Source organism: Saccharothrix australiensis (assembly GCF_003634935.1).
GTDB classification, from domain to species: domain Bacteria; phylum Actinomycetota; class Actinomycetes; order Mycobacteriales; family Pseudonocardiaceae; genus Actinosynnema; species Actinosynnema australiense.
The window spans coordinates 4,125,711-4,150,819 of the sequence record NZ_RBXO01000001.1; the positions used below are offsets into that span (position 1 = coordinate 4,125,711).

21 protein-coding genes are annotated in these 25,109 nt (G+C 74.4%); 12 read left to right on the forward strand and 9 right to left on the reverse strand.

Annotated features, from left to right (window positions below; genetic code table 11):
- Nucleotides 1–9 precede the first annotated feature (9 nt).
- Nucleotides 10–1,485: an ABC transporter substrate-binding protein gene (locus C8E97_RS17730; RefSeq protein WP_147455153.1), complete on the reverse strand. Its 1,476-nt coding sequence runs from the start codon at nt 1,483–1,485 to the stop codon at nt 10–12.
- Entirely contained in the window at nt 1,482–3,515 is a 2,034-nt protein-coding gene (locus tag C8E97_RS17735) for a hypothetical protein (protein ID WP_121006725.1), read from the reverse strand. The genes C8E97_RS17730 and C8E97_RS17735 overlap by 4 nt, the downstream gene beginning before the upstream one ends.
- Nucleotides 3,516–3,874: 359 nt before the next feature.
- Here C8E97_RS17735 and C8E97_RS17740 point away from each other — a divergent pair, with 359 nt between their 5' ends.
- Nucleotides 3,875–5,929: an acyltransferase family protein gene (locus C8E97_RS17740; protein ID WP_246018962.1), complete on the forward strand. Its 2,055-nt coding sequence runs from the start codon at nt 3,875–3,877 to the stop codon at nt 5,927–5,929.
- Between the two features lie 179 nt (nt 5,930–6,108).
- Complete coding sequence (locus C8E97_RS17745) at nt 6,109–6,672, forward strand: GNAT family N-acetyltransferase (RefSeq protein WP_121006727.1); 564 nt, start codon at nt 6,109–6,111, stop codon at nt 6,670–6,672.
- 136 nt (nt 6,673–6,808) lie between these two features.
- On the opposite strand, the gene C8E97_RS17750 is transcribed toward C8E97_RS17745, so the two are convergent.
- The 4 genes from C8E97_RS17750 to C8E97_RS17765 form a co-directional block, all read right to left on the reverse strand.
- Nucleotides 6,809–8,269: an aldehyde dehydrogenase family protein gene (locus tag C8E97_RS17750; protein WP_121006728.1), complete on the reverse strand. Its 1,461-nt coding sequence runs from the start codon at nt 8,267–8,269 to the stop codon at nt 6,809–6,811.
- 307 nt (nt 8,270–8,576) lie between these two features.
- Nucleotides 8,577–9,263: an HNH endonuclease family protein gene (locus C8E97_RS17755; RefSeq protein WP_121006729.1), complete on the reverse strand. Its 687-nt coding sequence runs from the start codon at nt 9,261–9,263 to the stop codon at nt 8,577–8,579.
- A 63-nt stretch (nt 9,264–9,326) separates the two neighbouring features.
- On the reverse strand, nt 9,327–9,803 hold the full coding sequence (locus tag C8E97_RS17760) for a tetratricopeptide repeat protein (protein WP_121006730.1): 477 nt from the start codon (nt 9,801–9,803) through the stop codon (nt 9,327–9,329).
- Nucleotides 9,804–9,878: 75 nt separating this feature from the next.
- On the reverse strand, nt 9,879–10,928 hold the full coding sequence (locus C8E97_RS17765) for a chitinase (protein WP_121006731.1): 1,050 nt from the start codon (nt 10,926–10,928) through the stop codon (nt 9,879–9,881).
- 300 nt (nt 10,929–11,228) lie between these two features.
- Here C8E97_RS17765 and C8E97_RS17770 point away from each other — a divergent pair, with 300 nt between their 5' ends.
- Nucleotides 11,229–12,164 carry an FAD-dependent oxidoreductase gene (locus C8E97_RS17770; protein WP_246018964.1) on the forward strand — a complete coding sequence of 312 codons (936 nt, stop codon included), beginning with the start codon at nt 11,229–11,231 and terminating at the stop codon, nt 12,162–12,164.
- A 155-nt stretch (nt 12,165–12,319) separates the two neighbouring features.
- On the opposite strand, the gene C8E97_RS17775 is transcribed toward C8E97_RS17770, so the two are convergent.
- Complete coding sequence (locus tag C8E97_RS17775; protein WP_147455154.1) at nt 12,320–12,841, reverse strand: hypothetical protein; 522 nt, start codon at nt 12,839–12,841, stop codon at nt 12,320–12,322.
- A gap of 459 nt (nt 12,842–13,300) precedes the next feature.
- Here C8E97_RS17775 and ligD point away from each other — a divergent pair, with 459 nt between their 5' ends.
- The 4 genes from ligD to C8E97_RS17795 all read left to right on the forward strand — a co-directional run bounded on the left by ligD (nt 13,301) and on the right by C8E97_RS17795 (nt 17,969).
- Entirely contained in the window at nt 13,301–14,239 is a 939-nt protein-coding gene (ligD, locus tag C8E97_RS17780) for a non-homologous end-joining DNA ligase (protein WP_121006734.1), read from the forward strand.
- A gap of 158 nt (nt 14,240–14,397) precedes the next feature.
- Complete coding sequence (locus tag C8E97_RS17785; RefSeq protein WP_121006735.1) at nt 14,398–15,858, forward strand: ATP-binding protein; 1,461 nt, start codon at nt 14,398–14,400, stop codon at nt 15,856–15,858.
- A 168-nt stretch (nt 15,859–16,026) separates the two neighbouring features.
- Nucleotides 16,027–17,244 carry a cytochrome P450 gene (locus tag C8E97_RS17790; protein ID WP_121006736.1) on the forward strand — a complete coding sequence of 406 codons (1,218 nt, stop codon included), beginning with the start codon at nt 16,027–16,029 and terminating at the stop codon, nt 17,242–17,244.
- Nucleotides 17,245–17,396: 152 nt separating this feature from the next.
- A complete protein-coding gene (locus C8E97_RS17795; protein ID WP_121006737.1) occupies nt 17,397–17,969 on the forward strand; it encodes a helix-turn-helix domain-containing protein in 573 nt (190 codons plus the stop codon).
- 118 nt (nt 17,970–18,087) lie between these two features.
- On the opposite strand, the gene C8E97_RS17800 is transcribed toward C8E97_RS17795, so the two are convergent.
- A complete protein-coding gene (locus C8E97_RS17800; RefSeq protein ID WP_121006738.1) occupies nt 18,088–18,708 on the reverse strand; it encodes a class I SAM-dependent methyltransferase in 621 nt (206 codons plus the stop codon).
- Between the two features lie 90 nt (nt 18,709–18,798).
- Between C8E97_RS17800 and C8E97_RS17805 the strand changes: the two genes are divergently transcribed.
- A complete protein-coding gene (locus C8E97_RS17805) occupies nt 18,799–19,008 on the forward strand; it encodes a hypothetical protein (RefSeq protein WP_121006739.1) in 210 nt (69 codons plus the stop codon).
- A gap of 157 nt (nt 19,009–19,165) precedes the next feature.
- Here the strand turns inward: C8E97_RS17805 and C8E97_RS17810 are convergent, their stop codons facing one another.
- Complete coding sequence (locus tag C8E97_RS17810) at nt 19,166–20,548, reverse strand: KamA family radical SAM protein (protein ID WP_121006740.1); 1,383 nt, start codon at nt 20,546–20,548, stop codon at nt 19,166–19,168.
- Nucleotides 20,549–20,655: 107 nt separating this feature from the next.
- Between C8E97_RS17810 and C8E97_RS17815 the strand changes: the two genes are divergently transcribed.
- From C8E97_RS17815 to kdd, 4 genes are all read left to right on the forward strand, one after another.
- Nucleotides 20,656–21,135, forward strand: coding sequence for an FxsA family protein (locus C8E97_RS17815; RefSeq protein ID WP_121006741.1), 480 nt, complete (start codon nt 20,656–20,658; stop codon nt 21,133–21,135).
- A 181-nt stretch (nt 21,136–21,316) separates the two neighbouring features.
- Nucleotides 21,317–22,276 carry a TIGR03885 family FMN-dependent LLM class oxidoreductase gene (locus tag C8E97_RS17820; protein WP_121006742.1) on the forward strand — a complete coding sequence of 320 codons (960 nt, stop codon included), beginning with the start codon at nt 21,317–21,319 and terminating at the stop codon, nt 22,274–22,276.
- Nucleotides 22,273–23,805: an alpha-amylase family protein gene (locus C8E97_RS17825; protein WP_121006743.1), complete on the forward strand. Its 1,533-nt coding sequence runs from the start codon at nt 22,273–22,275 to the stop codon at nt 23,803–23,805. The genes C8E97_RS17820 and C8E97_RS17825 overlap by 4 nt, the downstream gene beginning before the upstream one ends.
- 251 nt (nt 23,806–24,056) lie before the next feature.
- Entirely contained in the window at nt 24,057–25,070 is a 1,014-nt protein-coding gene (gene kdd, locus C8E97_RS17830; protein ID WP_121006744.1) for an L-erythro-3,5-diaminohexanoate dehydrogenase, read from the forward strand.
- The last annotated feature ends 39 nt before the right edge of the window (nt 25,071–25,109 follow it).

Sequence of the window (25,109 nt, forward strand, 5' to 3'; positions counted from 1 at the left end):
ATGCCCGAGTCAGTCGGTCACCAGCTCGACGAACTCAGGCTTCCCCGACTCGTCCAGGCGCAGCAGCGGCACGACCTTCTGGTGCGCCGTGCCGTCGTTGTCGTAGGACAGCAGACCGCTCGCGCCCGCGATGGCGTTCTGCCCGTTGAGCGAGTTGAACGTCTGAAGCACCTCGGCCGCCGTCACCCGCCGCCCCGGCACGCCGGACGCCCGCTGGATCGCCGTCGTCGCCGTCAGCATCGCGTCGTAGGCCATGATCGCGCCGTCGTCGCCGAGCGCGTCCGCGCCGAACAGGCACCGGAAGCACGTGTCGGACGGCTGCTCGTCGCCCAGGAACCGCCGCACGGCCGCCTCCTGGAACCGGCGCTCCGACTCGGGTTTCCGCCGGTCCGCCTCCCACGCCCGCTGGTCGGCCACGTCGGTGTGGACGACCTCCACGCCCGCCGCGAGGCCCTGCCGGAACCGCTCGCCGCGCAACTGCTCGGCGGACAGGTCGTCGCCGGTCAGGATGCGGATCACCCGGTCCCGGCACAGGCGGGTCGCGAGCTGCCCGACGAACCGCACCAGGTCGCGGCCGCGCCCGGCGAAGAAGACCAGGTCCGCCTCGGTCGCGCAGATGTTGGGCAGCATCAGCGCGAACGCGTTCTCCACGCTGCCCAGGCTGGAGTCGTACTGCTGGTCCTGCGGCAGCACGCGGTGCTCCCCGTCGTCGAACCGGGTGCGGAACGCACGGGCCAGCGTGCGCGGGTACAGGTCCCGCTCGTTGGTGTCGGTGATCAGCAGGGCCTTGGTCGCGCCGGTCCGCTTGGCGTGCACGGCCGCCGCGCCCGCCTGCCGCTCGTTGGTCGGCGCGGGCCGCAGCAGGCCCGCGATGTCGCGCAGGTCGTCCGCGGTGACGGTCGAGCCGACCATCGGGATGCGCAGGTCAGACAACGCCGACATGGCCTCGCGGGCGGCGCCCAGGCTCAGCCCGATGCCGGTCACCGCCACCAGGTGGTCGGGGCCGGCGCGCCTGCGGCCCAGCTCCTCGACGACCGGCCGCCACGCGCCCATGTCGCTGCCCGGATTGGCCAGCAGCAGCTGCACCTTCGGGCGCGCGTCCCGGTTGAACATCGCCTGCGCCTGGTAGGAGCCCTGGAGCTGGTAGCGCACCCACTCCTCGGTCGCCAGGCCCTGGTCCGACGTGCTGATCGGCAGGAACACGGCGACGCTGACGAACTGACCGTCGGTGCGGGCGTCCTCGTTCGCGGCGCGGATGCGGTCGATCACGCCGGCCACCGACCCCTGCCCGAAGTGGCTCTCCGCGGCGCTCACGCCGACGCACTCGCCGTTGGCGGCCTTGCGCACGTCGTCGCGGCCGTCGCAGCGCTCGAACCGGTCGCGGACGACCAGGTAGGCCGTCACCAGCACGGCGGCGACCACCACCACCAGCCCGATGACGAGCACCTTGCGCAGCGGCGACGGCGGGATCTTCAACAGACTCATGCGCGGTACCTCTCCGCCCGGTCGTACAACAGGATCGAGCCCTGGCCGCGGCGCTGGGCGAGCGTGCCGTAGGCGTGCCCGATGCGCCCGCGCAGCGTGCCGCCGGGGTCGCCGAGCGGGTCGGCGGACACCCACAGCGCCGCGACCAGCCGGGCCAGGGCGGCGTGCGGCGCGGGCACGTCCTCGATCAGCCGCTCGACCTGGGCGAGCGGGTCTGCGTCGCGGGGCAGGCGGTTCGGCGCGGACGTGACGAGGTCCAGCTGCCGCAGCCAGGTCCGCGCGGTCGGCTGGTCCAGCGGGCGGTCGGCCGCGGCGAACGGGCGGGCCAGCCACGCCACGACCGCGCCCACGTCGCCGAGGGCCAGGTCGTGGTAGCGGGCTTCGGCGAGCCGCCCGAGCCCCTCGTGGTGCTCGCGGCAGCGGCGGTGCACGGCGGTCCAGCCGACCCGGCTGTCCTCGGGGCGGCCGGCCAGCCGGTGCAGCAACAGGGTCCGCAGCCACGGGTCGAGCACCACCCGGCCACCGCCACCGCCACCGGCACCGGCACCGGCACCGGCACCGGCACCGGCATCACCACCGCCGGCACTGTCCTCGCCACCACCACCACCGGCACCGGCACTGCCGTCGCCGTCGTCGGGTTCGACCGCGAGCAGGAAGTTGTTCACCAGGAACGCGTAGAGCGCCCCGCCGCCGTCCGGCAGCGCGGACGCGAGCACGGTCGGGTCGGACAGGAACTCGACACCGCGCCCGGCGGACGCCGTGACCAGGTCGGCGCGCAGGTCCGGCGACAGGTCCCGGATCAGCGCGTCGAGCGCCTCGTCGGCCAGCGACACCGGCCGTTCCGGGTCGGCGGGCAGCGACAGCAGGTCGCGCAGCGCCCGGCCGCGCGGCGGCTCCTCCTGGCGCGCCACCACGTCGAGCAGGGCGCGCAGCCCGCCGGGGTGGCCGCGGGTCAACCGGTGCGGTAGGTCCGCGGGCAGGTCCACCTCCGAGCGCGCCACCACGTCGGCGGTGTCGGCGGCGTCCAGCCTGCCCAGCCCCACCAGGTACCAGCGGCCCCAGTCGGTGCGGGTGCGGCTGTCCCGGTCGGCCTCCGCCGGCGTGCGGGGCAGGGGAGCGGCGACGCCGTTCGCGGCGATGCCCGGCCGCCGCCACTCGCCGTTCCACTCCACGTTCCAGCTCCGGGCGGTCGCGAACACCGCCGCGTGGTCGGCGTCCAGGCCGGAGCGGCGGCGCGCGGCGTGCAGCGCGGTCAGGAACGCCCGGCCCTCCGCGGTGTGCGCGTTGTCCAGCAGCACCACGCAGTTCGCGGTGCGCCGCAGGCGGTCCAGGCGGCCGGTGAACGCCTGGTTCAGGTCCGCCAGGAACGCGTCGAACACGATGTCGTCCACCGCGCGGCGGTCCGCCGGCGAGCCCTTGTCCTTCTTGTTCAGCTCCACCAGCAGGTCGCGCGGGTCGCGCGCGGACCCGGTGGACAGCTTGCGCACCGACCGCAGCATCCGTCGGCGGGACAGCGCGTTCAGCCCGTTGAGGAGGGTGTCGGTCGCCTCGGGCGCCCAGCCCGGCAGCCCGCCCGCCTCACCCGCCAGCCGGGCCAGGTCCAGCACCTTCTGCCGGTGCCGCTCCAGCGGCCGGTCCTCGCGCATCAGGTCGTTCAGCCCGGCCAGCGCCCTGGGCCGGTCGGCGGTGTTGAGGTTGCCCGCGATCACCAGCGTGCACAGCCACAGGCGCGGGAACGCGATCCGCCCGAACTGCGGCACGGCCCGGCTCAGGTCGAACGCCAGCTCGACCAGCACCCGGCTGGGCCGCGCGTCGCCGATCTCCTCCAGGTCCAGCAGCGCGCACGGCACCCGACCGGAGCACCGGTCGTGGATCAGGCCCAGCAGGGCCGTCTTGCCGGTGCCGCGCGCCCCGAGCGCCACCACCACGGGCAGGGCGCGGCCCCGCCCGCCGGGTCGCCTGGTCAGCTCGTCGACCAGGCCCCACGCGACGCCCCGCACACCCGACAGGGCAGGCACCGAATCGGACATGGTTCTCCCGCGTCTCCGCCGGCCACGCGGCCCCCGCCGCCGGATCGGCACAGTATGCGGAGCACCGCGCCCGCCGCCGGGGGCGAACGGGGCCGATTGCGCCCTTCGGCATGATCGACCACCGGAATGGCGCAGGTCCGGTCCCGATTTCCGCGGACAGCGCGCCGGCGCGCGGACCACACCGCTGCTCCGGTCGGCGCGCGGCCGGGCGTCCGACCGCCCCTCAGACGTGGGACGTGTCGCCTCGCGTGGCCCGCGACCTCCGGTATCGTCCCACCGGCGCCACTCGACCGTGTGGCGTACGGGGGCGTCCCGAGACACGGGTCGGAGACGCGAACGACCTGCGATCCGGAGCCATCGTGACGCTTGCCCCGACCTCGCGCGAGGACACCACCCCCAGCGCCGCGCCGCCCGCGGCCGGGCCGGCCAGGCGGTTCCGCCCCGAGATCCAGGGACTGCGCGCCGTCGCCGTCACCCTCGTGGTCGTCTACCACGTGTGGCTGGGCCGGGTGTCCGGCGGCGTGGACGTGTTCTTCGTCGTCTCCGGCTTCCTCGTCACCGGCCAGTTGCTGCGGGCCGTCGCCAGGGGCCGCGTCGACCTCGTGCCCCTGTGGGGCCGGATGATCAAGCGGCTGTTCCCGGCTGCGCTCACCGTGCTGCTGGCCGTGATGGCGGTGTGCGTGGTCGCGCTGCCCGGCAGCCGCTGGTTCCAGACCATCCGGGAGGTCGTCGCCGCCGCCCTCTACCTGGAGAACTGGCAGCTCGCGGCGGACTCGGCGGACTACTTCGCGCAGCACAACTCGGCCAGCGTCGTGCAGCACTTCTGGTCGCTGTCCATCCAGGGCCAGTTCTTCGTGGTCTGGCCGCTGATGGCGGTGGCGGCCATCGCCCTGGGCCGCGTCACGCGGTGGGGCGCGCGTCGGGTCATGTGGTGGCTGCTGGTCGCGGTGTTCGTGGAGTCGCTGGTCTTCTCGGTCGCGCTCACCGGCGTCGACCAGCCCCTGGCCTACTTCCACTCGCTCACCCGAGCCTGGGAGTTCGCCCTCGGCGGCCTGCTCGCGCTGCTGGCCGACCGCGTGACGTTGTCGCGCGCGGCGCGGGTGGTGCTCGGCTGGGCGGGCATCGCCGGGCTCGTCGCCTGCGGCCTGGTGCTCCAGGTCGGCGCGGTGTTCCCCGGCTGGCTCGCGCTGTGGCCGACGCTGTGCGGCGCGGCCGTGATCCTCGCGGGCACGAGCGGCAGCGGGCTGGGCGCGGACCGGCTGCTCGGCACGCCGTTCCTGCGGTACGTGGGCGACCTGAGCTACGCGCTGTACCTGTGGCACTGGCCGGTGCTCGTGCTGTTCCTCGTGGTGCGCGGGCAGCGCGAGATGGGCCTGGTGGACGGCGCGTTCGTCATCGCCGTCGCGGTGCTGCTGTCGGTGGCGACCCACCACCTGGTCGAGAAGCCGGTCCGCACGTCCGCGATCGGCGTGGCCAAGCCGTGGGGCGCCTACCGGTTCGGCGTGCTGCTGATGGTGCCGGTGCTGGTGGGCGCGGGCGTGTGGCAGCACGCGAGCACGCGGGAGGCGTCCTCCTACGCGATCCGGCTGGACGACCCCGACCACCCCGGCGCGCTCGCCCGCACGCCGGGCTTCGAGTACTGGGGCTCGCCGGACGCCGAGTTCGTGCCGCCGCTGGTGGCGCTCAACGACGACGTCGGCAAGCCGCCGGACCGCGAGTGCCTGCTCGACCAGGGCGACGCGGAGCTGCGCATGTGCACGCTCGCGGGCCCCGCGCGGCCGAAGAAGCGGATCGTCCTCGTCGGCGACTCCCACATGCACGCCTACCTGCCCGCGCTGGCCGTGGTCGCCGAGCGGCGGCAGTGGGAGATCACCACCATCCTCAAGGGCGGCTGCCCGTTCTCCGTCGACTCCGACGCGATCCCCGGCTTCCAGCCGTGCGTGCAGTGGAACGCGTGGGCGTTGGCGCGCATCAAGGAGCTGCGCCCGGACGCCGTGATCGCCAATGGCACCCGCGACATCCGCCCCGGCCGCACCGAGTACACGCCGACCGGATTCGTCCGGCAGTGGCGCAACCTGGAACCGGACGGCATCCGGGTGGTCGCGATCCGGGACAACCCGAGGTTCGAGGTCCGCCCGTCGGAGTGCATGGTGGCCAACAACATGAGCGTGGCGCGGTGCAGCCCCGACCGGTCGGACCTGTACCACGACACGCCGCCGTACGAGGGCATCGCCGACCTGCCGTCGAACGTGGTCTTCGCCGACTACACCCGCTACTTCTGCGACGATCACACGTGCCCGCCGGTCATCGGCAACGTGTGGGTGTACCGGGACGACAACCACATCAGTGGCAGCTTCATGATCTCGATGGCCCCGATGGTGGAACAGGACCTGGTGGCCAAGCTCGGCGGCTGACGGCGTCGACCCGGTCACCGGCCGCACCGGCTCCACCGCCCGCGGGTGGGTGGCGGACCCGGCCCGGAGAACCCGACGTCGTGCGCCTTCCGCACCGATGATCCCGCCGTCCGAATCGGGCGGCGCGCCCCGGCCCCGCCCTTGTAGCCTGTCGGCCTGGTGGAGACGAAGGGCTTGAGGTGCGCGTTTTCCTGGAGACGGAGCGGCTGGTGCTGCGCCGGTTCACCGAAGCCGACGTGGACGCCCTGGTCCTGCTGGACAGCGACCCCGAGGTGATGCGCTTCCTCACCGGCGAGTCGACACCGCGCGCGGAGATCGAGCACGAGGTCCTGCCCGGCATCCTGCGGGACTACGGTCGCTCCCCGGCCGGGCGCTGGGCGGCCGTCGAGCGGTCCACCGGCGACTTCGTCGGCTGGCTCGCCCTGCAACCGGCGGCGGACGGCGGCGTCGCGGAGGTGGAGCTCGGCTACCGGCTGAAGGCGTCGGTGTGGGGCCGGGGGTACGCCACCGAAGGGGCACGCGCCCTGGTCCGGAAGGGGTTCGCCGAACTGGGCGTGGAGCGGGTGTGGGCGCAGACGATGGCGGTCAACACCGCCTCCCGCCGCGTGCTGGAGAAGGCCGGCCTGACCTACGTGCGGACCTTCCACCTCCGGTTCGACGACCCGCTGCCCGGCACCGAGCACGGCGAGGTCGAGTACGAGCTGCGGCGGTCCGACTGGGAGAGGTCGCGCTCCGCGCGCTGAGCGCCGGACCGGACCACGTCGCACCCGCCGGCCGGGCACCGCGCCGCGCGGGGGAGCGGGCCGCGAGAACCGACGGCCGGGTCGTGGGTGTCCGCAGCGCTGCGGACACCCACGACCCGGCCGTCGGGGTCCCGGATCAGAACGGGTAGTGCGCGTGGGTCGTCGCGAGCGTGATCCAGCGCGTCGTGGTGAACGCCTCCACGCCCCAGCGGCCGCCGAACCGGCCGTAGCCGCTGGACTTCACGCCACCGAACGGCGCCTGCGGCTCGTCGCCGACGGACTGGTCGTTGACGTGCACGATGCCGGTCCGGACGCGGCGCGCCACGGTGAGGCCCCTGGTGCCGTTCTCGGTGATGATGCCGCAGGTCAGGCCGTGCTCGGTGTCGTTGGCCTTCGCCACCGCCTCGTCGTCGGACGCGAAGGTCTCCAGCACGCACACCGGGCCGAACGCCTCGCCGTAGTGCAGGTCCATCTCCGGCGTGACGCCGGTGAGCACGGTCGCCGGGTGCAGCGCGCCGTCCGGCTCGCCGCCGCCGGTGAGCACGGTCGCGCCCTTGTCGCGCGCGTCGCGCACCAGCGCCGCCACCCGCTGCGCGGACCGGGTGTTGACCAGCGGCCCGATCACCGTCTCCGGGTCGGCCGGGTCGCCGGCGGGCAGCGACGCGACCTTGGTGACGAACCGCGCGGTGAACTCGTCGGCGATCTTCTCGTGCACCAGCAGGCGGTCGCCGGACATGCAGATCTGGCCGGAGTTCATGAACACGCCGAACGCCGCCGCGTTCACCGCGTGGTCGAGGTCGGCGTCGTCCAGCACGATGATCGCGTTCTTACCGCCGAGTTCGAGCACGGCGGGCTTGAGGTGGCGGGCGGCGTGGGTGCCGATGATCCGGCCGACCTCGGTGGAGCCGGTGAAGTTGACCACCCGGACCCGCGGGTCGGCGATCAGGGTCTCGGCGACCTCGGCGGCGTCGCGCGGGTCGTTGGTGACGACGTTGAGCACGCCGGCGGGCAGGCCCGCGTCGCGCAGCACGTCGGCGAGGAACAGGCCGGACGCCAGCGGGGCGTCCTCGCTGGGCTTGAGCACCACCGTGTTGCCGGCCGCGATGGGCGTGGCGAAGGCGCGGGTGCCGAGGATCAGCGGCGCGTTCCACGGCGCGAACGCCGCCACCACGCCGACCGGCTCGCGCACCGCGAGGCCCAGCGCGCCCTCCTCCTGCGCGGCGAGCACCTCGCCGCGCGGCGCGGTGACCGACGCGGCGGCCTCCCGCAGGATGTTGGCGGCGAGGAAGACGTTGAACCTCGCCCACCGGGCGGTGCCGCCCGCCTCGCCCGCCATCAGCTCGACCGCCTGCTCGGCGCGCTGGTCGAGCAGGTCGGCGGCGTCCAGCAGCAGCTTCCGCCGGGCGAACGGGCTCACCGCGGCCCAGTCCGGGAACGCGGCGTCGGCGGCGTCCACCGCCCTGGTCACGTCCTTCGGCCCCGCGGCGGCGACGGTCGCGAAGACCTCGCCGGTGAACGGGTTGACGTCGTCGACGGTGCGGCCGTCCGCCGCCGGCACGTCGTCGCCGGCGATCAGCAGGTCACGGTGGATGGTCATGGTCAGCGCCTCCCGACCAAGGCAGGATTGGTCGCGGCCAGCATACGGACCAGTGATCGACCCGCTTCGGCGGCAACGCTTCCTCCGTTCGGCCCCGTCCGGACACCTTCTTGACATCGCGCGCACATGTTGTTGGTTCTGCGCGCACGGGCGCGCGGTTCGGCGCCGGATCGGGCGTGCGGCACGTGACCGGGGACACGTCGGACGGGTGCGGCCCTCGCGGCGCGTGACCGACCCGGCACGCGGGGTGGGATGCCCGATCCGGTTGTGAGTGTAGTCACAGGACCCGCCGGGGTGGGCGGGGCCGTCACGGGCACGGGGCCAGGGTCCGCTCCAGCGCCGCGCGTTCGGCCGGCGCCACGGTCAGCCCGTACTCGGCCTTCACCCCGACGTAGATGCGCGCGTAGGGGCAGGCGTAGGAGGGTTCGGGCGGCAGCCACTCGTCCGGCGTCCGGTCGCCCTTGGCCCGGTTGGCCCTGCCCTGCACGGCGAGCAGGTTGCGCAGGTCGTTGGCGGCGGCCGTGCGCCGCTCGGGCGGCCAGCCCGCCGCGCCGCTGCGCCACATCTCGGCCAGCGGCACCACGTGGTCGACCTGGACCTCGGACACGTCGGTCACCGTGCGGCCGGTGTACGGGTCGTGCAGCGTGCCACCGGTCACCGCGCACCGGCCCTCCTTGCGCACCACGTCGACGAGGTCGCGGGCCAACACCTGGCTGCGCTGGTCGCACCCGTCACCGTCCACGTCGGACCAGGGGCGGCCGAAGACGCAGGCCGCGCCGTCGTCGCAGTCGCGGACGTAGCCGTCGAGCCTGCCCGGCGCGGCCACCGCCAGCGAGGCGAGCAGGGAGCGGGCCGTCACGGCGTCCGGGGTGCCGGCGGGCACCCGGTCCGCGGCGGGCCCGGTCGACGCCCCCGGCGGGACTCCCGACGGCGCGGCGCAGCCGGACGACGACAGCAGCGCGGCGAGCAGCGCGACCAAGACCGGCCGGGACATCGGCTCCTCCGGTATCCGTGGTGCCCACCGGGATACCCGTGGGCGCGGACCGCGAGACGCCGCCTATCGGCCGAGGGCGTTGCGCCGGTAGGCGAGGTTGCTGCGGGTGGTGCGGATCAGCGGGTCGTCGGGGTCCTCCGCCCGCAGCCGGTCGGCCAGCAGCTCCTCGAACGCCGCCGCCGGGTCGCCCGCTTCGCCGAGCCGCCGGGCCAGGTGGCCGCGCGTGGTCAGGGTGACGGGGTGGTCGGGGCCCAGCACCCGCCGCTGGACGCCGACCAGCTCGCGCAGCGGCTCCACCGCGCCCGCCGGGTCGCCGTCCTCGCCCCGCCAGTACGCGAGGTTGTTGCGGGCCGCCAGGGTGTCGGCGTGCTCGGGCCCGAGCAGCGTCGCCGCGACCCGGCCGGGGTGCTGGTGGACGCCGCCGTAGATGGCGCCGGCCTGCACCACCGTCCCCGCTCGCCCGCCGTTGACCGCCTTGGCCACGTCGCCGGCGGGCGGGGCGGGGTGCCCCGTCGGCTCGATCCGGTGCCCGCCACCCATGCGCGGATCATGCCGCGAACTGTCGGGCGCTCCGGCGGCGCGGGTCCCCGGACCGGGGGCCCGCGCCGGCCGGGGTCAGCGGCCCTGGAGGGACTTCACGTTGCGGCCGAAGGTCCAGCCCCGCGAGCCGTCCCAGTTGATCGACCAGGTCATCAGGCCCTTGAGCCCGCCGCTGTAGGTGTTCCACGCCTGCGCGACCAGGCCGGGCGACATGTGGCCGCCGCCCGCGCCGGGCTGGGCGGGCAGGCCGGGCACCTGCTTGTCGAACGGCACCTTGATCGTCGTGCCCTGGATGACCAGCCCCTTGTTCAGGCAGTTCGTCTGGGCGGTGAAGCCCTGCACCGTGCCCGCCGAGTAGGAGTCGCCGTTGCAGCCGTACATGTTGCCGTTGTAGTACTGCATGTTCAGCCACCACAGGCGGCCGTTGTCGGCGTACTTCTTCACGATCGGCAGGTACGCGCCCCAGATCGAGCCGTAGGTGACGCTGCCGCCGGTCACGTACGCGGTCTCCGGCGCCATCGTCAGGCCGAAGTTCGACGGCATCTGCGCCAGCACGCCGTCGATGATCCGGATCAGGTTGGCCTGCGAGGTCGACGGCGTGTTGATGTTGCCGCTGCCGGTCAGGCCGGTCTCGACGTCGATGTCGATGCCGTCGAAGTTGTACTTCTTCAGGATCGGCACCACCGTCTGCACGAACCGGTCCGCCACGGCCGACGAGTTCAGGTCGATGCCCGCCGTCGCGCCGCCGATGGACATCAGGATCGTCAGGCCCGCCGCCTTGGCCGCGCACATCTCGGCCGGGGTGGCGACCTTGACGTTCGCGTCCATCCCGTCCTCCCACAGCACCGTGCCGTCGCCGCGGATCACCGGGAACGCGGCGTTGATCACGTTGTAGCCGTTGTCCCGGATGCGCTGGTCGGTGATGGGTATCCACCCCATCGGCGGGTGCACGCCGTTCTTGGCGCCGTCCCAGTTCTCCCAGTAGCCGTGCAGCACCTTCCCGGTGGGCTTGGACTTGACCGCGCACACGTCCTCGGCCGGTGCCGCGGTCGCCGCGGCGGTCAGCGACGAGGTGAGGGCCAGTGCCGCGCCGACGGCGAGCAGTCGTGTCAGCCGACGAATCATGTCCCGACTCCTTCTGGGCGGTGCGCGTCCGCAGGGTCGCCCCGCCCGTGGTCGTTTCTCGGCGAGGTCCGCCTGCCCACCGCGTGATCAGGGTCGCGGTGGGGTCGCCGCGCGTCGGAGACGGCTTCCCCTGGGCAGCGCACGAACCTCCGGGGTTGTCGCTCACTGGCCCCCGGCGGTGTCGCCGCCGGTTCGCGCCGCCAGAAGTGATCTATCGGAAACCTCATGGAAGCAGCCCGTCGGTGGCCGTCACAACCCGGCGTTCGGCGGAACCTGGGCCGGTTCTGGTACGACCACCGCATGGGAGATGTGGCGGTGATCGGGTCCGGCGTGATCGGGTTGACGTGCGCGCTGCGGCTGGCCGAGGCGGGGCACCGGGTCGAGGTGGTCGCCGACCGGCGTCCGCCGGACACCGTGTCGGCGGTGGCGGGCGGGCTGTGGTTCCCCTACCGGGCCGCGCCGCCCGACCGGGTGCTGCGGTGGGGCGCGGTGTCGCTGTCCCGGTTCGCCGCGCTGGCCGGGGAGGGCGGGAACGGGGTGCTCCTGCGGGAGGGCGTCGTGCTGCACCGCCGCGCCTCGCCCGACCTGGGGTGGACGGCCGCGGTGCGCGGGCACCGGCCGGCGTCGGCGGCGGAGCTGCCGGGCGGCGCGGTGTCCGGCGTGGTGTGCACGCTGCCCGTGGTGGACCTGCCGGTGTACCTGGAGTGGCTGGTCGGGCGGTGCGCGCGGGCGGGGGTGCGGTTCCGGTCGGCGACGGTCGGCCGGCTCGCGGAGCTGCCGCAGGAGCGGGTCGTCGTCGCCGCCGGGCTGCGGTCGGGCGAGCTGACCGGCGACCCGTCGCTCGCGCCGGTGCGCGGCCAGGTCGTGCGGCTGGCCAACCCCGGCCTGACGCGGTGGGTGGTGGACGACGACAACCCCGCCGGGATGGCCTACGTGATCCCGCGCGACGGCGACGTGGTGTGCGGCGGCACGGCGGACGAGGGGGAGTCGGACCTGGCGGTGGACCCGGCGGTGGAGCGCGCCGTGCTGGCGCGGGCGGTGGCGCTGGCGCCGGAGCTGCGCGACGCGCCCGTGCTGTCCCGCGCGGTGGGGCTGCGGCCCGTCCGGCCGTCGGTGCGGGTGGACCGGGTCGAGCGGGACGGGCGCGTGGTGATCAGCTGCTACGGGCACGGCGGGGCCGGTGTCACGCTGTCGTGGGGCTGCGCCGAGGACGTGGTGGAGCTGGCCGGGCGGTGACGCGGACGGCGCGGTGCGGTGACCGGTGCGGTCCTCGGCGACGCCGCCGGCGCGGTGCGGGACCTCGGCGACGCGGTGCTGGGACCTCGCCGGTGCGGTGACTCCGCAAGTGCGGAGCGGTCCTCGGTGCCGCCGGGCGGTCGGTGCGCGACGGGTCACGGGCGCGGCGTGAGCACGGCGACCTCGGTGACCCGGTGCAGGAACTCCGGGGTCGCCGCGCCCTCCACCGCCTCGGCTTCCGCGACGACCACCGTCGTGCCCAGCAGCTCGGAGTCGTAGTGGTGCGCGGTGAAGGTGATCTCGTCCCGGAGCAGCAGCCGGGCGGACAGCGGCGTGATGTCGCCCGTGCCGTGGACGTCCTCGACCCGCTTGAACGCGCCGGCGGTGTCCCGCTCGGCGAACTCCACCCATGCCACCGACACCGCGACCACGGTGCCCTTGTCGTCGGCGAGGGTGACCAGCAGGCGGCTCAACGACGTGCACGGCGCGGTCGTCAGCAGCTCGCGCACCTGCCCGAACGAGTTCGCGACGCAGTCGCCGTCGGCGCGCGTGACGCGGTCGACCACGCGCAGGCCGAGCCCGCGCCACGCGCCGTCGTCGTGCGGCCCGAGCCCGCTCGCGCCGACCGCGACGGCACCCGCCAGCGCGGCGGCGGTGACCACACCTCCGACACCCACGACGCCCTCCCACCACCGCCGCGCCCGGAATCCCCGGACCCCCCTGGCGTTTCCCGCGGCGGCGGGCGCCCAAACCCCGGCAGCACCGCCGGCGGGCGCGTCCGGGTTCCGCCTCCGTCACCCGACCGATGTCTCGACGCCGCCGAAGGGCCATCGTGGGAGCACGCCCCACCGTCGTCCCCGACACCCGACGCGGCGGATCGCCGGTGGCCGCGGCGGGTCGCGGCGGTGGGGCGGCCGGCCACGGCGAGCGCGCCCCCGGCGACCTCGGGCCGCCGCTCGCCCCGCGGGTGGTCGCGGCGTGCGGCGCGCCGCCGGCCACTCCCGGCGACGACGGCCTTCGCGGCCTGTCGCGCCCGTCGGGCACACGGGCGCGGGCGACGGCCGTCGTCACCGGGACCGACCCCGCGGCGGGTCGGACGGCGCGCCGACCGGTCCGATCCGGGTTAGGTTCCCGGCATGGGCAACGCGGTGGAGCTGGAGGTCGGGGACCGCACCGTGCGGATCTCCCACCCCGATCGCGTTTACTTCCCGGCACGCGGCGAGACCAAGCTCGACCTCGCCCGCTACTACCTGTCGGTCGGCGACGGCATCGTGCGGGCGCTGCGCGAGCGGCCGTGCATGATGCACCGCTTCCCGTCGGGGGTCACCGGGGAGAAGGTGCACCAGAAGCGACTGCCCGCCGGCGCGCCGCCGTGGGTGCGGACGGTGCGCGTGAGCTTCCCCCGCTACGGGCGGCACGCCGACGAGCTGTGCGTCACCGGGTTGGCCGACGTGATCTGGGCGGTGCAGATGTCGACCGTCGAGTTCCACCCGTGGAACTCGCGGCGCGCCGACACCGAGAAGCCCGACGAGTGGCGCATCGACCTCGACCCGATGCCGGACTGCCCGTTCTCCCGCGTGCGGCGGGTCGCCGGGGTGGTGCGCGAGGTGCTCGACGAGCTGGGCGCGGTCGGGTTCCCGAAGACCTCCGGCGGGCGCGGCCTGCACGTCTACGTGCGCATCGAGCCCGAGTGGGGGTTCGCCGACGTGCGGCGGGCCGCGCTCGCGTTCGCGCGGGAGGTGGAGCGGCGCGCACCCGACGACGTCACCACCGCCTGGTGGCGGCGCGATCGGGACCCGGCCGCGCTCTTCGTGGACTATAACCAGAACAGTCGTGATCACACGATCGCGAGCGCCTACTCTGTGCGTGGGGTGCCGGAGGCGACGGTGTCCACGCCGGTGCGGTGGGACGAGGTCGAGGCGCTGGACCCGCGCGACTTCACCATCGCGACGGTGCCCGCGCGCTACGCCGAGCTGGGCGACCTCCACGCGGGCATCGACGAGGCGGTGTTCTCCCTGCGGCCACTGCTGGAGTGGGCCGACCGGGACGGCGACGAACCGCCCGAGGGCACCTGACCCGCCGACCTCCCACCGCCGCGACTTCCCCACCGCACGGCCGTTCCCGCCGCGCGAGCCCGCCGCCGCGACACATGGCTGGACGGCTGCGCCATGATGGGCCCCAGGGGGTGACACGCAGAGGGGGACACGCAGGGGGGACACATGGGGGGTGACACATGGGGGACACGACCGACGACGAGGTCCGCGCCCTGGCCGCGAGCCTGCGCCGGCTGTTCCAGCTGACCACCGCGGTGGTCGACGAGGACGGCCGCACCGCGCCGCTGATCACGAAGGTCTCGGACCACCTCGGCCTGGACCTGGGCGACGTGCTGTCCGTGGCGACGAAGTTCCCGGCGTGGGAGCACGTCAACGTGCAGCGCGGCGTCGACGCCTACCTCGCCGAGCACACGCCGGGCGCCGCGTGGTTCGGCGTCAGCGGCTCGCACCGCGGCCACGAGGACCTGCTGTCCATGCTGGTCGCGGCCCGCCGTCAGCAGCTGTACGACCTGGGCGCGGCGGACTACGCCACCGCCGCCGTCGGCCCGGACCGCACCGCGGAGGTCGTGCAGCTCGGCCTCGTCGCGACCCGCGCGCCCGACGGCGCACCGGTCGTCGTCGGTGTGCGGGGCGCGGCGGCGGAGTACGGGCAGCCCACGTGCCGGCTGGAGGTGCTGGCCGCCGACCGGGGCACGGCGCGGGCGGTCGGCGAGGAGATCGAGCGGCTGATGCGCCTGCACGACGTGTTCCGCCGCCAGGTGCTGTCGTTCGGCGTCAGCGAGCACCGGGGCAACGAGCTGGTCAGCTTCCTGCCCAGGCCGACGTTGGACGCGGACGCCGTGGTGCTGCCCGACGGCGTGCTGGACTCCGTCGAACGGCACGTGGTGGGCGTCGCCGAGCACTCCGAGCGGCTGCTCGCGGCGGGGCAGCACCTCAAGCGCGGCCTGCTGCTGCACGGCCCGCCAGGCACCGGCAAGACGCACACCGTGCGGTACCTGATGAGCCGGATGACCGGGTGCACGGTGATCCTGCTGACCGGTCCCGCGATGCGCCTGATCGGGCAGGCGGCGGCGCTCGCGCGGCGGCTCCAGCCGGCCATGCTCGTGGTCGAGGACGTCGACCTGGTCGCGATGGACCGGGGCCACTCGCCCGGCGGCACGAACCCGCTGCTGTTCGCGCTGCTGGAGGCGATGGACGGGGTCGGCGCGGACGCGGACGTGACGTTCGTGCTCACCACCAACCGCGCGGCCGAGCTGGAACGCGCGCTCGCCGACCGGCCAGGGCGGATCGACCTGGCGGTGGAGATCCCGCGCCCGGACGCCGAGGGTCGCCGCCGGCTGCTGCGGCTCTACGGCCGGGGCGTGGACCTGCGGGCCGACCTCGAACCCGTGGTGGCGGCGACGGAGGGCGCGACGGCGTCGTTCATCAAGGAGCTGCTGCGCCGGGCCGTGCTGGACGCGGTGCGGGCGGGCGGCGCTGGTACGCCGGTGATCGGGGACGAGCTGGCCGCGCTCGCGCGGGAGATGACCGACGAGCGCAGGTCGCTGACCAGCGTGCTGCTCGGCGGGAAACCCGGACCGCCCGGCCGGCCGCGACTCGGGCCGCACGCCGTTCCCGGTGTGGCGCCCGACATCGTCTAGGAGTGCAAGGAGCGGCGGTGCCGCCGGCCCGGCACCGGGCCGTTCCGGCCGAAGGCGTGCCCGGACGCGGGCCAGGGTGCGTTCGCGGGTGCGCCCGTTGGTCCGGATGCACCCGGATTCCCTCATCTGCCCGCTGAAACGCGAACCCTTCTCGGACAGACTTCCGTCATGAGCGATCCAGCCCTCGCACCGCCCGCCCACGCCCTGCTCGCACCCGGTGTCGCCGAGAACCCGCACCCGGTGCTGCACCGCCTCCGCGCCGAAGACCCGGTGAGCTGGGTGCCCGGCCTCGACGGCTACCTGGTGACCCGGCACGCGGACATCGTCGCGGCGCTCAAGGACCGCCGCCTGGCCCCCGCCAACCTCGCGCAGGGCCTGGACCGGCTGAGCCAGGCCGAGCGCGACGAACTCGCGCCCGTCCTCCAGTCCGTCGCGCTGTGGATGGGCCACACCGACGAGGCCGACCACGTGCGGTTCCAGCAGCTGCTCAAGCGCTACTTCACGCCCGCCACCGTGGCCGGGCTCCGGCCGCGCGTCGCGCAGCTGACCGGCGAGCTGATCGACGCCGTGGCCGACGCCGGCCGGATGGACGTGGTCGCGGACCTGGCGTACCCGCTGCCCGCCAACGTGATCGCCGAGATGCTGGGCATGCCGACCGAGGAGCGCGAGCGGCTCCAGGCGTGGTCGCGGGACATCCTCGCGCTGTTCGCGCCCGCCGACTTCGAGCAGCTCAAGCAGTGCCAGCGCAGCGTGCTGGAGATGCAGGACCACTTGCGCGGCCTGGTGGCGCGGCGGCGGGTCGAGCCCAGGGACGACCTGCTGAGCATGTTCGCGGCCGCCGAGCGGGAGGGCGTGGTCGACGAGGACGAGATCGTCGCCAACTGCGTGCTGCTGCTGTTCGCCGGGCACGAGACGACCGCGAACCTGATCGCCAACGGCCTGGTGCTGCTGTTCGACCACCCCGACCAGTTCGAGCTGCTCAAGTCGCGCCGCGAGCTGATGCCCACGGCCGTGGAGGAGATGCTGCGCTGCGACGGCCCGGCGAACGTGATCCTGCGGGTCGCCACCGAGCCGGTCGGGATCGGCGGCCGGGAGGTGGCCGCCGGGCAGGTGCTGTACCTCGCGATGCTGGCGGGCAACCGCGACCCGGAGGTGTTCGCCGACCCGGACCGGTTCGACATCACCCGAAAGCCCAACCGGCACACCGCGTTCGGGCTCGGCGCGTTCTACTGCCTGGGCGCGGCGCTGGCCCGGATGGAGGCCGACGTGTGCTTCAGCGTCCTGCTCGACCGCCTGCCCGGCCTGCGGCCCGCCTACGACCGGGTGGACCGCTTCCTCGCGCCGCCGCTGAACACGCGCCTGGAAACGCTGGAGGTCGCGTTCTAGTCGACCACCCGCCCCGTGGACCCGCTGATCGAGGACGGTGTCCACGGGGGACGGCCGTCGAGCGGGTCCGGTCGCCCGCGCCGCACGTCCGCCGGCGCGGGCCTCGCGGTCCGGGGTTGCAAAACGGGTTGCCGGTTCGGCAAGGTGGGCCCGTGGACTTCGACGCCGTGCTGCACGCCGTGGGCCCGAGGCTGCGCGCGATCCGCCGCCGACGCGGCGCGACCCTGGCCGACCTCGCCGCCGAGACCGGGATCTCCGAGAGCACGCTGTCCCGGCTGGAGAGCGGGCAGCGCCGGGCCAACCTCGAACTCCTGCTGCCGCTGGCCAGGGCGCACGGGGTGCCGCTGGACGAGCTGGTCGGCGCGCCCGACACCGGCGACCCCCGGGTCCACCTGCGCCCGGTCGTGCGGCGCGGGCGGACCGTCATCCCGCTCACCCGGCGGGCGGGCGGGCTCCAGGCGTACAAGATGATCATCCCGCCGGCGGAGGCGCCGGCGGACCCGGAGCTGCGCGTGCACGAGGGCTACGAGTGGATGTACGTCCTCGACGGCCGGTTGCGCCTGCTGCTGGGCGAGCAGGACCTGGTGCTCAAGCCCGGTGAGGCGGCCGAGTTCGACACCCACGTGCCGCACTGGTTCGGCGCGGCCGGACCCGAGCCCGTCGAGCTGCTCACCCTGTTCGGGCAGCAGGGGGAACGGGCCCACATCCGGGCCCGCACCCGATAGCCGTCGCGCCCGATAGTCTCCGCACCCGGCAACCGCCGCGCCCGAGAGCAGCAGAGGCCGGTCGCCGCCGCACCCGACGACGGCAGCGCCCGGTGGTCACCGGCACCGCGCCCGGCGCCTACCGCCGCCGCACGCGCAGCACGTTGTCGACCCGGCTCCCGGCCTGCCCCTCCGGCCCGGTCAGCTCCCGCTCGACCAGCTCCTCCAGCTCCACCTCCCACCGGTCGTCCAGCCGCAGCGCCGCCAGCACGTCGCCGGTGGTCGGGAACCGGATGTCCGCCGGCGGCTCGGTCACCCACGTCGGCCACCCGGCGTGGCCGACGACCAGCAGCACGCCGCCGTCCGCGACCGCCGCGGCGGCCCGGCGCAGCACCGCGTCCCGCTCGCCGTCCCGCTCGACCGGCGAGTGCAGGAACTGCGCCGACACCAGGTCGAACGTCCCGGCCGGGAACGTTTCGGCCAGGTCGTGCCGCTCCCACGTGATCCGGTCCGCCACGCCGGCCTCCTCCGCCCGCGCCGCAGCCCGCGCGAGCGCCGTGGCCGACACGTCGGCGCCCACCACCCGCCACCCGCGGCCGGCCAGCCACACCGCGTCCGCGCCCTCGGCGCACCCGAGGTCCAGCGCCGCGCCGGGCGGCAGCGCGGACACCTCGCGCACCAGCAGCGGATTGGCCTGCCCGCTCCACACCTGGTCCCGGTCCAGGTAGAAGCCCTCCCAGTACTGCTCAGCCGTCGTCATGACCGCACCTTGCACCGGGCCGTCGACACCACGCCAGATTTCTTGCCATCCCGGCAAGACGGGACTCACGCAGGGCGCGACGTCCGCAGCGTGCGCGGTGGGACGCCGAGCCGCGCCGACCGACGGCCGGGGCGACTTCGGCCGGGCGGCAGCAAGGGATTCGAGGGCCTGTCCCGGCCGCCCGACGGCCGCGTGCTCAACTCCGTCCGCACGCCCGGCAGGCCCGACGAGAACGAGTTCATCACCGTCCGGCCGGCCGACCGCCTGCACACCGACCCGAGGGTGCTCGCCCGGCGGTGACCGGGTGGGTGGCCGCGGGCACCCACCCCGGCCGCCGATCGTCCGCCAGCGCGGCGTGTCCGCGGTTGCGCGCCCGTGGTCGCGTGCGGTGTGCCGTCACCGTCGCGTCGTCCGGGCCGGGAGCCACCGTCCCGGACCCGGCGAGGCGTGGACCGGGTCACGCCCGGGTCGACCACCAGCGGCGGCCCGCCTCGCCGAGGGTCGGGATCGGGTCGTAGTACGGGTAGCGCCGGCTCAACGCGTCGGGGTCCTCCAGTTCGATCCCGGTCCGGTAGTTCTTCGTCCAGTACGAGATGCCCAGCTCGCGGTCGTACTCGGCGACCTGGTGCACCCACCGCTTGCCGACGTAGGGCACGTCGCACACGATGCGCGGCGTGGCGTAGCCGGGCAGGTAGCCCATGATCGCGTGCTGGAGCTCCTGCGCCTCCCACACGGCCACGCGCCAGTGCTCGGCGTTGGGGATCATGTCGCACATGTAGAAGTAGTACGGCAGGACGTTCGCCTCGCCCTGCAACGCGAAGCACAGGTCGAGCAGGTCGTCCGGGGTCGCGTTGACGCCCTTCATCAGCACGCCCTGGTTGCGCACGTCCCGCACGCCGACCTCCAGCGCGGTGCGGGCGGCCTCGGCGACCAGGGGCGTCACCGACTGCACGTGGTTGACGTGGGTGTGGATGGCGAGGTTCACGCCGCGTCGGCCGGCGGTGCGCGCCACGCGTTCCAGGCCCTCCACCACCGCCGGCTGGAGCCAGTGCTGCGGCAGCCCGGCGAGCGCCTTGGTGGCCAGCCGGACGTCGCGCACGGTGTCGATGTCGAGCAGCCGCATCAGGAACGACTCCAGGTGCGGCCACGGCACGTTGGCGACGTCGCCGCCGGAGACCACGACGTCCCGCACGCCGGGCGTCCGCCTGAGGTAGTCGATCATCCGGTCCTGCCGGTCGACCGGCTTGAGCAGCAGCTTCTGCTTGCGGACCTGCGGGGTGGAGTTGCCGACGAGGTCCATGCGGGTGCAGTGGCCGCAGTACTGGGGGCAGGTGGAGACCAGCTCGGCCAGCACCTTGGTGGGGTAGCGGTGGGTCAGGCCCTCCACGACCCACATCTCGGTCTCGTGCAGCGAGTCCCGCGCCGAGTGGGGGTGGCTCGGCCAGTCGGGGTCGCGGTCGGAGCGCACCGGCATCAGGTACCGCCGGACCGGGTCGGCGAGGAACGCCCCGGTGAAGTCGGCCGGGTCGGCGTCGGGCGCCACGGTGTTGAGCATCTGCGGCGGCACGAGCATCGACATCGTCGCCAGCTCGGCCTGGTCGGCGAGCAGGTCGTCGTAGCACCGCTCGTCGAGCAGGTCGCCCAGCACGGCGCGCAGCTGACGGACGTTCTTCACGCAGTGCGCCCGCTGCCACCGGGCGTCGCGCCACTGCGCCTCGGTGACGTCGCGCCAGCCGGGGAACCGCCGCCAGTCGGGTTCCACCAGTTCCCGGCGGACGTAGGTGTAGGGCTGGAGGTCGGGTCGCGGTACCGCGGGCACGGTCTCGTGTAGCGCAGTCATACGTGCTCCCTACCCGTAGGGTGGCTTGAAGATATTCTGTCAGAGGTGTGGATCGACGTAAATATTTCGGCGGGGAGTGTTTCGGGGCGTTCGTTCGTTGAGCGGGTATGCGCGTGTTCGCCGTAGTGCTCATCGGTCTGGCCGTCGAGATCACCGCCCTGGTGGCGGCCTTCGGGGCGTGGGGCCTCCTGCCCACCCTGGGGTTGCTGGTGCTGGGCGGGGTGGTCGGCTCGATGCTGATGAGGCGGGAGGGCGCGCGCACGATGGCGGCCTTCTCCGAGGCGCTGCGCTCCCGCCGCGCGCCGCACCAGGAGATCGCCGACGGCGTCCTGATCGCGGCGGCGGGGTTCCTGATCGTGGTGCCGGGCTTCCTCAGCGACGTCGCGGGCCTGCTGCTGCTGTTCCCGCCGACCCGCCGGCTGCTCAGCAGGCGGCTCGCGCGGCGCTCCGAGCAGCGGGAGCGCGAGATGGCGATGAACCTGCGCCACGGCAGGCCGCCGATGGCGGGCGGCGTGGTGATCGACGGCGACGTGGTGGACGTCCGGCCGTCCGAGCCGAAGCCCGCCCAGCGGCCCGAACTGACCTGACCGGGAGCCGCGCGACCTCGGATCTGTTCGCGACCCGCGCCGGATCGAACCGCGCCGGATCGACCCGAACCGCGCCGGTCCCGACCGCGTCGACGAGCACCGCACCGTCCTGATCGCGTCGACCCCGGGTGCGCCGCACCGCCCGGTGTCACCCGGTCGTGTCGCGGGTACGTGACACGGCATGACGGTCATCGGTGTGCACGCCTCGCACGAGCAGGTCCACCCGTCGCGACTGCTGGACGCCGTCCGCCGCGCCGAGGAGGTCGGGTTCGACGCGGCGATGTGCTCGGACCACTTCTCGCCCTGGAGCGAGCGGCAGGGGCAGTCGGGGTTCGCCTGGTCGTGGCTGGGCGCCGCGCTCCAGGCGACCGCCCTGCCGTTCGGGGTGGTCAACGCGCCCGGCCAGCGGTACCACCCGGCGGTGGTCGCGCAGGCGATCGGCACGCTCGGCGCGATGTACCCCGACCGGTTCTGGGCCGCGCTGGGCACGGGCGAGGCGAGCAACGAGCACATCACCGGCGACCGGTGGCCGCGCAAGGACGTCCGCGCGGCCCGGCTGCGCGAGTGCGTGGACGTCATCCGCGCCCTGCTCGCCGGTGAGGAGGTCAGCCACGACGGCCTGGTCACCGTGGACCGCGCGCGGCTGTGGACCAGACCGGACCGACCGCCCGCCCTGCTCGGCGCGGCCGTCAGCGCCGCCACGGCCCGCTGGTGCGCCGAGTGGGCCGACGGGCTGATCACGGTCAACGCGCCCCTCGCGCACCTGCGCGAGGTGGTGGACGCCTACCGCGGCGCGGGCGGCATCGGCAAGCTGGCGCTGCAAGTGCACCTGAGCTGGGCACCCGACCACGAGCAGGCGCTGCGGATCGCCCACGACCAGTGGCGCGGCAACGTGTTCGGCCCGCCGGTGTGCTGGGACCTGGAGACACCCCGGCACTTCGACGTGCTGGCCGAGCACGTCACGCCCGAGCGGGTGGCGGGCACCGTGGACGTGTCCGCCGACCTCGGCCGGCACGCCGAGGTGCTGCGCGGCTACGCCGAACTCGGGTTCGACGAGCTGTACCTGCACCACGTGGGCCAGGAGCAGGCCGCGTTCCTCGACGCGTTCGGCGAGCACGTCCTGCCGGGGGTGCGGCGGTGAAGCTCACCCGGACCGCCGACCTGTGGTGGAAGAACGCCGTCGTCTACTGCCTGGACGTGGAGACCTTCCACGACTCCGACGGCGACGGCCACGGCGACTTCCGCGGCCTGGTCGACCGGATCGACCACCTGCACCGCCTGGGCGTGACGTGCCTGTGGCTGATGCCGTTCTTCCCCTCGCCGGACCGGGACGACGGCTACGACATCACCGACTTCTACGGCGTCGACCCGCGCCTGGGCACGCTGGGCGACTTCGTGGAGTTCGTCCGCACCGCCCGCGACCGGGGCATGCGGGTGATCGCCGACCTGGTGGTCAACCACACCTCGGACCAACACCCCTGGTTCCGGGAGGCCCGCTCGTCGCGGGACTCGCCGCGCCGCGACTGGTACGTGTGGCGCGACCAGCCGCCGCCCGGCGCCGAGCGGGGCGTGGTGTTCCCCGACCGGGAGAAGTCGCTGTGGGAGCGGGACGAGGAGTCCGGCCAGTACTACCTGCACCGCTTCTACAAGCACCAGCCGGACCTGAACGTGGCCAACCCGCGGGTGCGTGACGAGATCGCCCGCGTGATGGGGTTCTGGATGGAGCTGGGGCTGTCCGGGTTCCGCGTGGACGCGGTGCCGTTCCTGCTGGAGGCGCCCGTGCAGGACCTGCCGGACCCGCACGACTACCTGGGCGACCTGCGCGCGTTCCTGTCCCGCCGCGACGGCGAGGCCGTGCTGCTGGGCGAGGTCAACCTGCCCTACGCCGACACCATGCGGTTCTTCGGCAGCGCCGACGGGGTGGGCGACGAGCTGCACATGTGCTTCGACTTCGTCGGGATGCAGCAGCTGTACCTGTCGCTGGCGCGCAAGGACGCCGGCCCCCTGACACACGCCCTGAAGGAACGGCCGTTGCCGCCGCGCGACTGCCACTGGGCGACGTTCGTGCGCAACCACGACGAGCTGATCCTGGACAAGCTGACCGAGCCGGAGCGCCGCGAGGTGTTCGCCGCGTTCGGCCCGGAGGAGGACATGCAGCTCTACGGCCGGGGCCTGCGCCGCCGCCTGCCGTCGATGATGGGCGACGAGCGGCGCACCCGGATGGTCTACAGCCTGCTGTTCTCGCTGCCCGGCACGCCGGTCCTGTTCTACGGCGAGGAGGTCGGCATGACCGAGGACCTGTCGCAACCGGACCGGCTGGCGGTGCGCACGCCGATGTGGTGGGACGCGGTCGAGGAGCAGCGGCACGACCCGGACTCGCTGCTGGCGTGGGTGCGGCTGCTCGTCGAGCGCTACCGGGAGTGCCCGGAGCTGGCGTGGGGCGCGTTCAGCATGATCGACACCACCGACCCGGCCGTGTTCGCGCACCGCTGCGACATCGACGGCGGGACGGTCGTGGCCGTGCACAACCTGGGCGACGACGCGGCGGAGGTGGAGCTGTCCGGGGTGCAGGGCGCGCTGACCGACGTGTTCAGCGGCGCGCCCGCCGCGCCGCGGGTGGTGCTGGAGCCCTACGGCTGCCGCTGGCTGCGGGCCGGGGCGGGCCGGTAGCCGGCCGTCACCGGGCGCCGGTCGCGTCCCGCGTCGAGCGGACCGGCCGGCGCCCGGTGTGCGTCGCCGTTCCCTGGGGACGGGCTCGGTCGGGTGTCGCGGCCGGTGGCGCGCGGCGCAGTCGGGGTGGCCGGAGCGGGGTGGCGTGGCGGCGGGCTCGCCACATCCCCCTTTCGAGCCGGATGCTTGCGCAATCTTGACGCGTCACGTGAAGATATCCCGGTCCAGTCGCTGTCGACCGGAGGATTTCCATGACTTCGCCGTACGGTCTGCACCGCGTCGTCGAGCCCGCCGGTGTCCTGCCGCAGCAGGCGTGGCGGCTGGACGCGACACCGGAGTGCGGCGCGGACGAGGTCGTGGTGGACGTCGAGCGGCTCAACCTCGACGCCGCGTCGTTCCGGCAGCTGCGCGAGGAGCACGGGCCGGACGTGCGGCGGGCGGTGCTCGACATCGTCGCCGAGCGCGGCAAGCTGCACAACCCCGTGACCGGGTCCGGCGGGATGCTGCTCGGCACCGTCCGCGCCGTCGGCCCCGACTCGCCGCTGGGCCTGCGGGTGGGCGACCGGATCGCCACCCTGGTGTCGCTGACCCTCACGCCGCTGCGCATCACCGACGGCCTCGCGTCCTGGGACGGCACGACCGAGCAGGCGCCGTGCGCGGGCACCGCGGTGCTGTTCGGGCGGTCGATCGCCGCCGTGCTGCCCGCCGACCTGCCCGACGCGCTGGCGCTGTCGGTGCTCGACGTGTGCGGCGCGCCCGCCCTCACCGACCGGGTCGTGCGCCGCCGCGCCGCGACGTCCGTGCTGGTGCTGGGCGGCGGCGGGAAGTCGGGCTCGCTGTCGCTGGCCGCCGCCCGCCGCGCCGGCGCGGCCCGCCTGGTGGCGCTGGTGCCGACCCCGGCCGAGGCGGACCTGGTGACCCGGTCCGGGCTGGCCGACGAGGTGGTGGTCGCCGACGCCCGCGACCCCGTCGCGGTGCGGGCCGCGGTGGGCCGCCCGGTCGACGTCACCGTGGTGTGCGTGGACGTGCCCGGCTGCGAGCACGGCGCGATCCTCGCGACGGCCGACGGCGGCGCGGTGGTGTTCTTCTCGATGGCCACCTCGTTCCCCGCCGCCGCGCTGGGCGCGGAAGGGCTCGCCGCCGACGTGGAGATGCTCGTCGGCAACGGCTACGTGCCCGGTCACGCCGCGTTCGCGCTCGACCTGGTGCGGGCGGAACCTGCCGTGCGGTCGCTGTTCGAGCACCGGCAGACTGCACAGGCGTGACTACCTTGCTCGTGGGCGGCCGCGTCCACTCACCGACCG

Coding starts and splice junctions, on each gene's coding strand:
- C8E97_RS17810 (WP_121006740.1), bottom strand. CDS start 20,548: ATGACTGCGCTACACGAGACCGTGCCCGCGGTACCGCGACCCGACCTC.
- ligD (WP_121006734.1), top strand. CDS start 13,301: ATGGGCAACGCGGTGGAGCTGGAGGTCGGGGACCGCACCGTGCGGATC.
- C8E97_RS17785 (WP_121006735.1), top strand. CDS start 14,398: ATGGGGGACACGACCGACGACGAGGTCCGCGCCCTGGCCGCGAGCCTG.
- C8E97_RS17730 (WP_147455153.1), bottom strand. CDS start 1,485: ATGAGTCTGTTGAAGATCCCGCCGTCGCCGCTGCGCAAGGTGCTCGTC.
- kdd (WP_121006744.1), top strand. CDS start 24,057: ATGACTTCGCCGTACGGTCTGCACCGCGTCGTCGAGCCCGCCGGTGTC.
- C8E97_RS17735 (WP_121006725.1), bottom strand. CDS start 3,515: ATGTCCGATTCGGTGCCTGCCCTGTCGGGTGTGCGGGGCGTCGCGTGG.
- C8E97_RS17770 (WP_246018964.1), top strand. CDS start 11,229: ATGGGAGATGTGGCGGTGATCGGGTCCGGCGTGATCGGGTTGACGTGC.
- C8E97_RS17800 (WP_121006738.1), bottom strand. CDS start 18,708: ATGACGACGGCTGAGCAGTACTGGGAGGGCTTCTACCTGGACCGGGAC.
- C8E97_RS17765 (WP_121006731.1), bottom strand. CDS start 10,928: ATGATTCGTCGGCTGACACGACTGCTCGCCGTCGGCGCGGCACTGGCC.
- C8E97_RS17755 (WP_121006729.1), bottom strand. CDS start 9,263: ATGTCCCGGCCGGTCTTGGTCGCGCTGCTCGCCGCGCTGCTGTCGTCG.
- C8E97_RS17815 (WP_121006741.1), top strand. CDS start 20,656: ATGCGCGTGTTCGCCGTAGTGCTCATCGGTCTGGCCGTCGAGATCACC.
- C8E97_RS17760 (WP_121006730.1), bottom strand. CDS start 9,803: ATGGGTGGCGGGCACCGGATCGAGCCGACGGGGCACCCCGCCCCGCCC.
- C8E97_RS17820 (WP_121006742.1), top strand. CDS start 21,317: ATGACGGTCATCGGTGTGCACGCCTCGCACGAGCAGGTCCACCCGTCG.
- C8E97_RS17750 (WP_121006728.1), bottom strand. CDS start 8,269: ATGACCATCCACCGTGACCTGCTGATCGCCGGCGACGACGTGCCGGCG.
- C8E97_RS17790 (WP_121006736.1), top strand. CDS start 16,027: ATGAGCGATCCAGCCCTCGCACCGCCCGCCCACGCCCTGCTCGCACCC.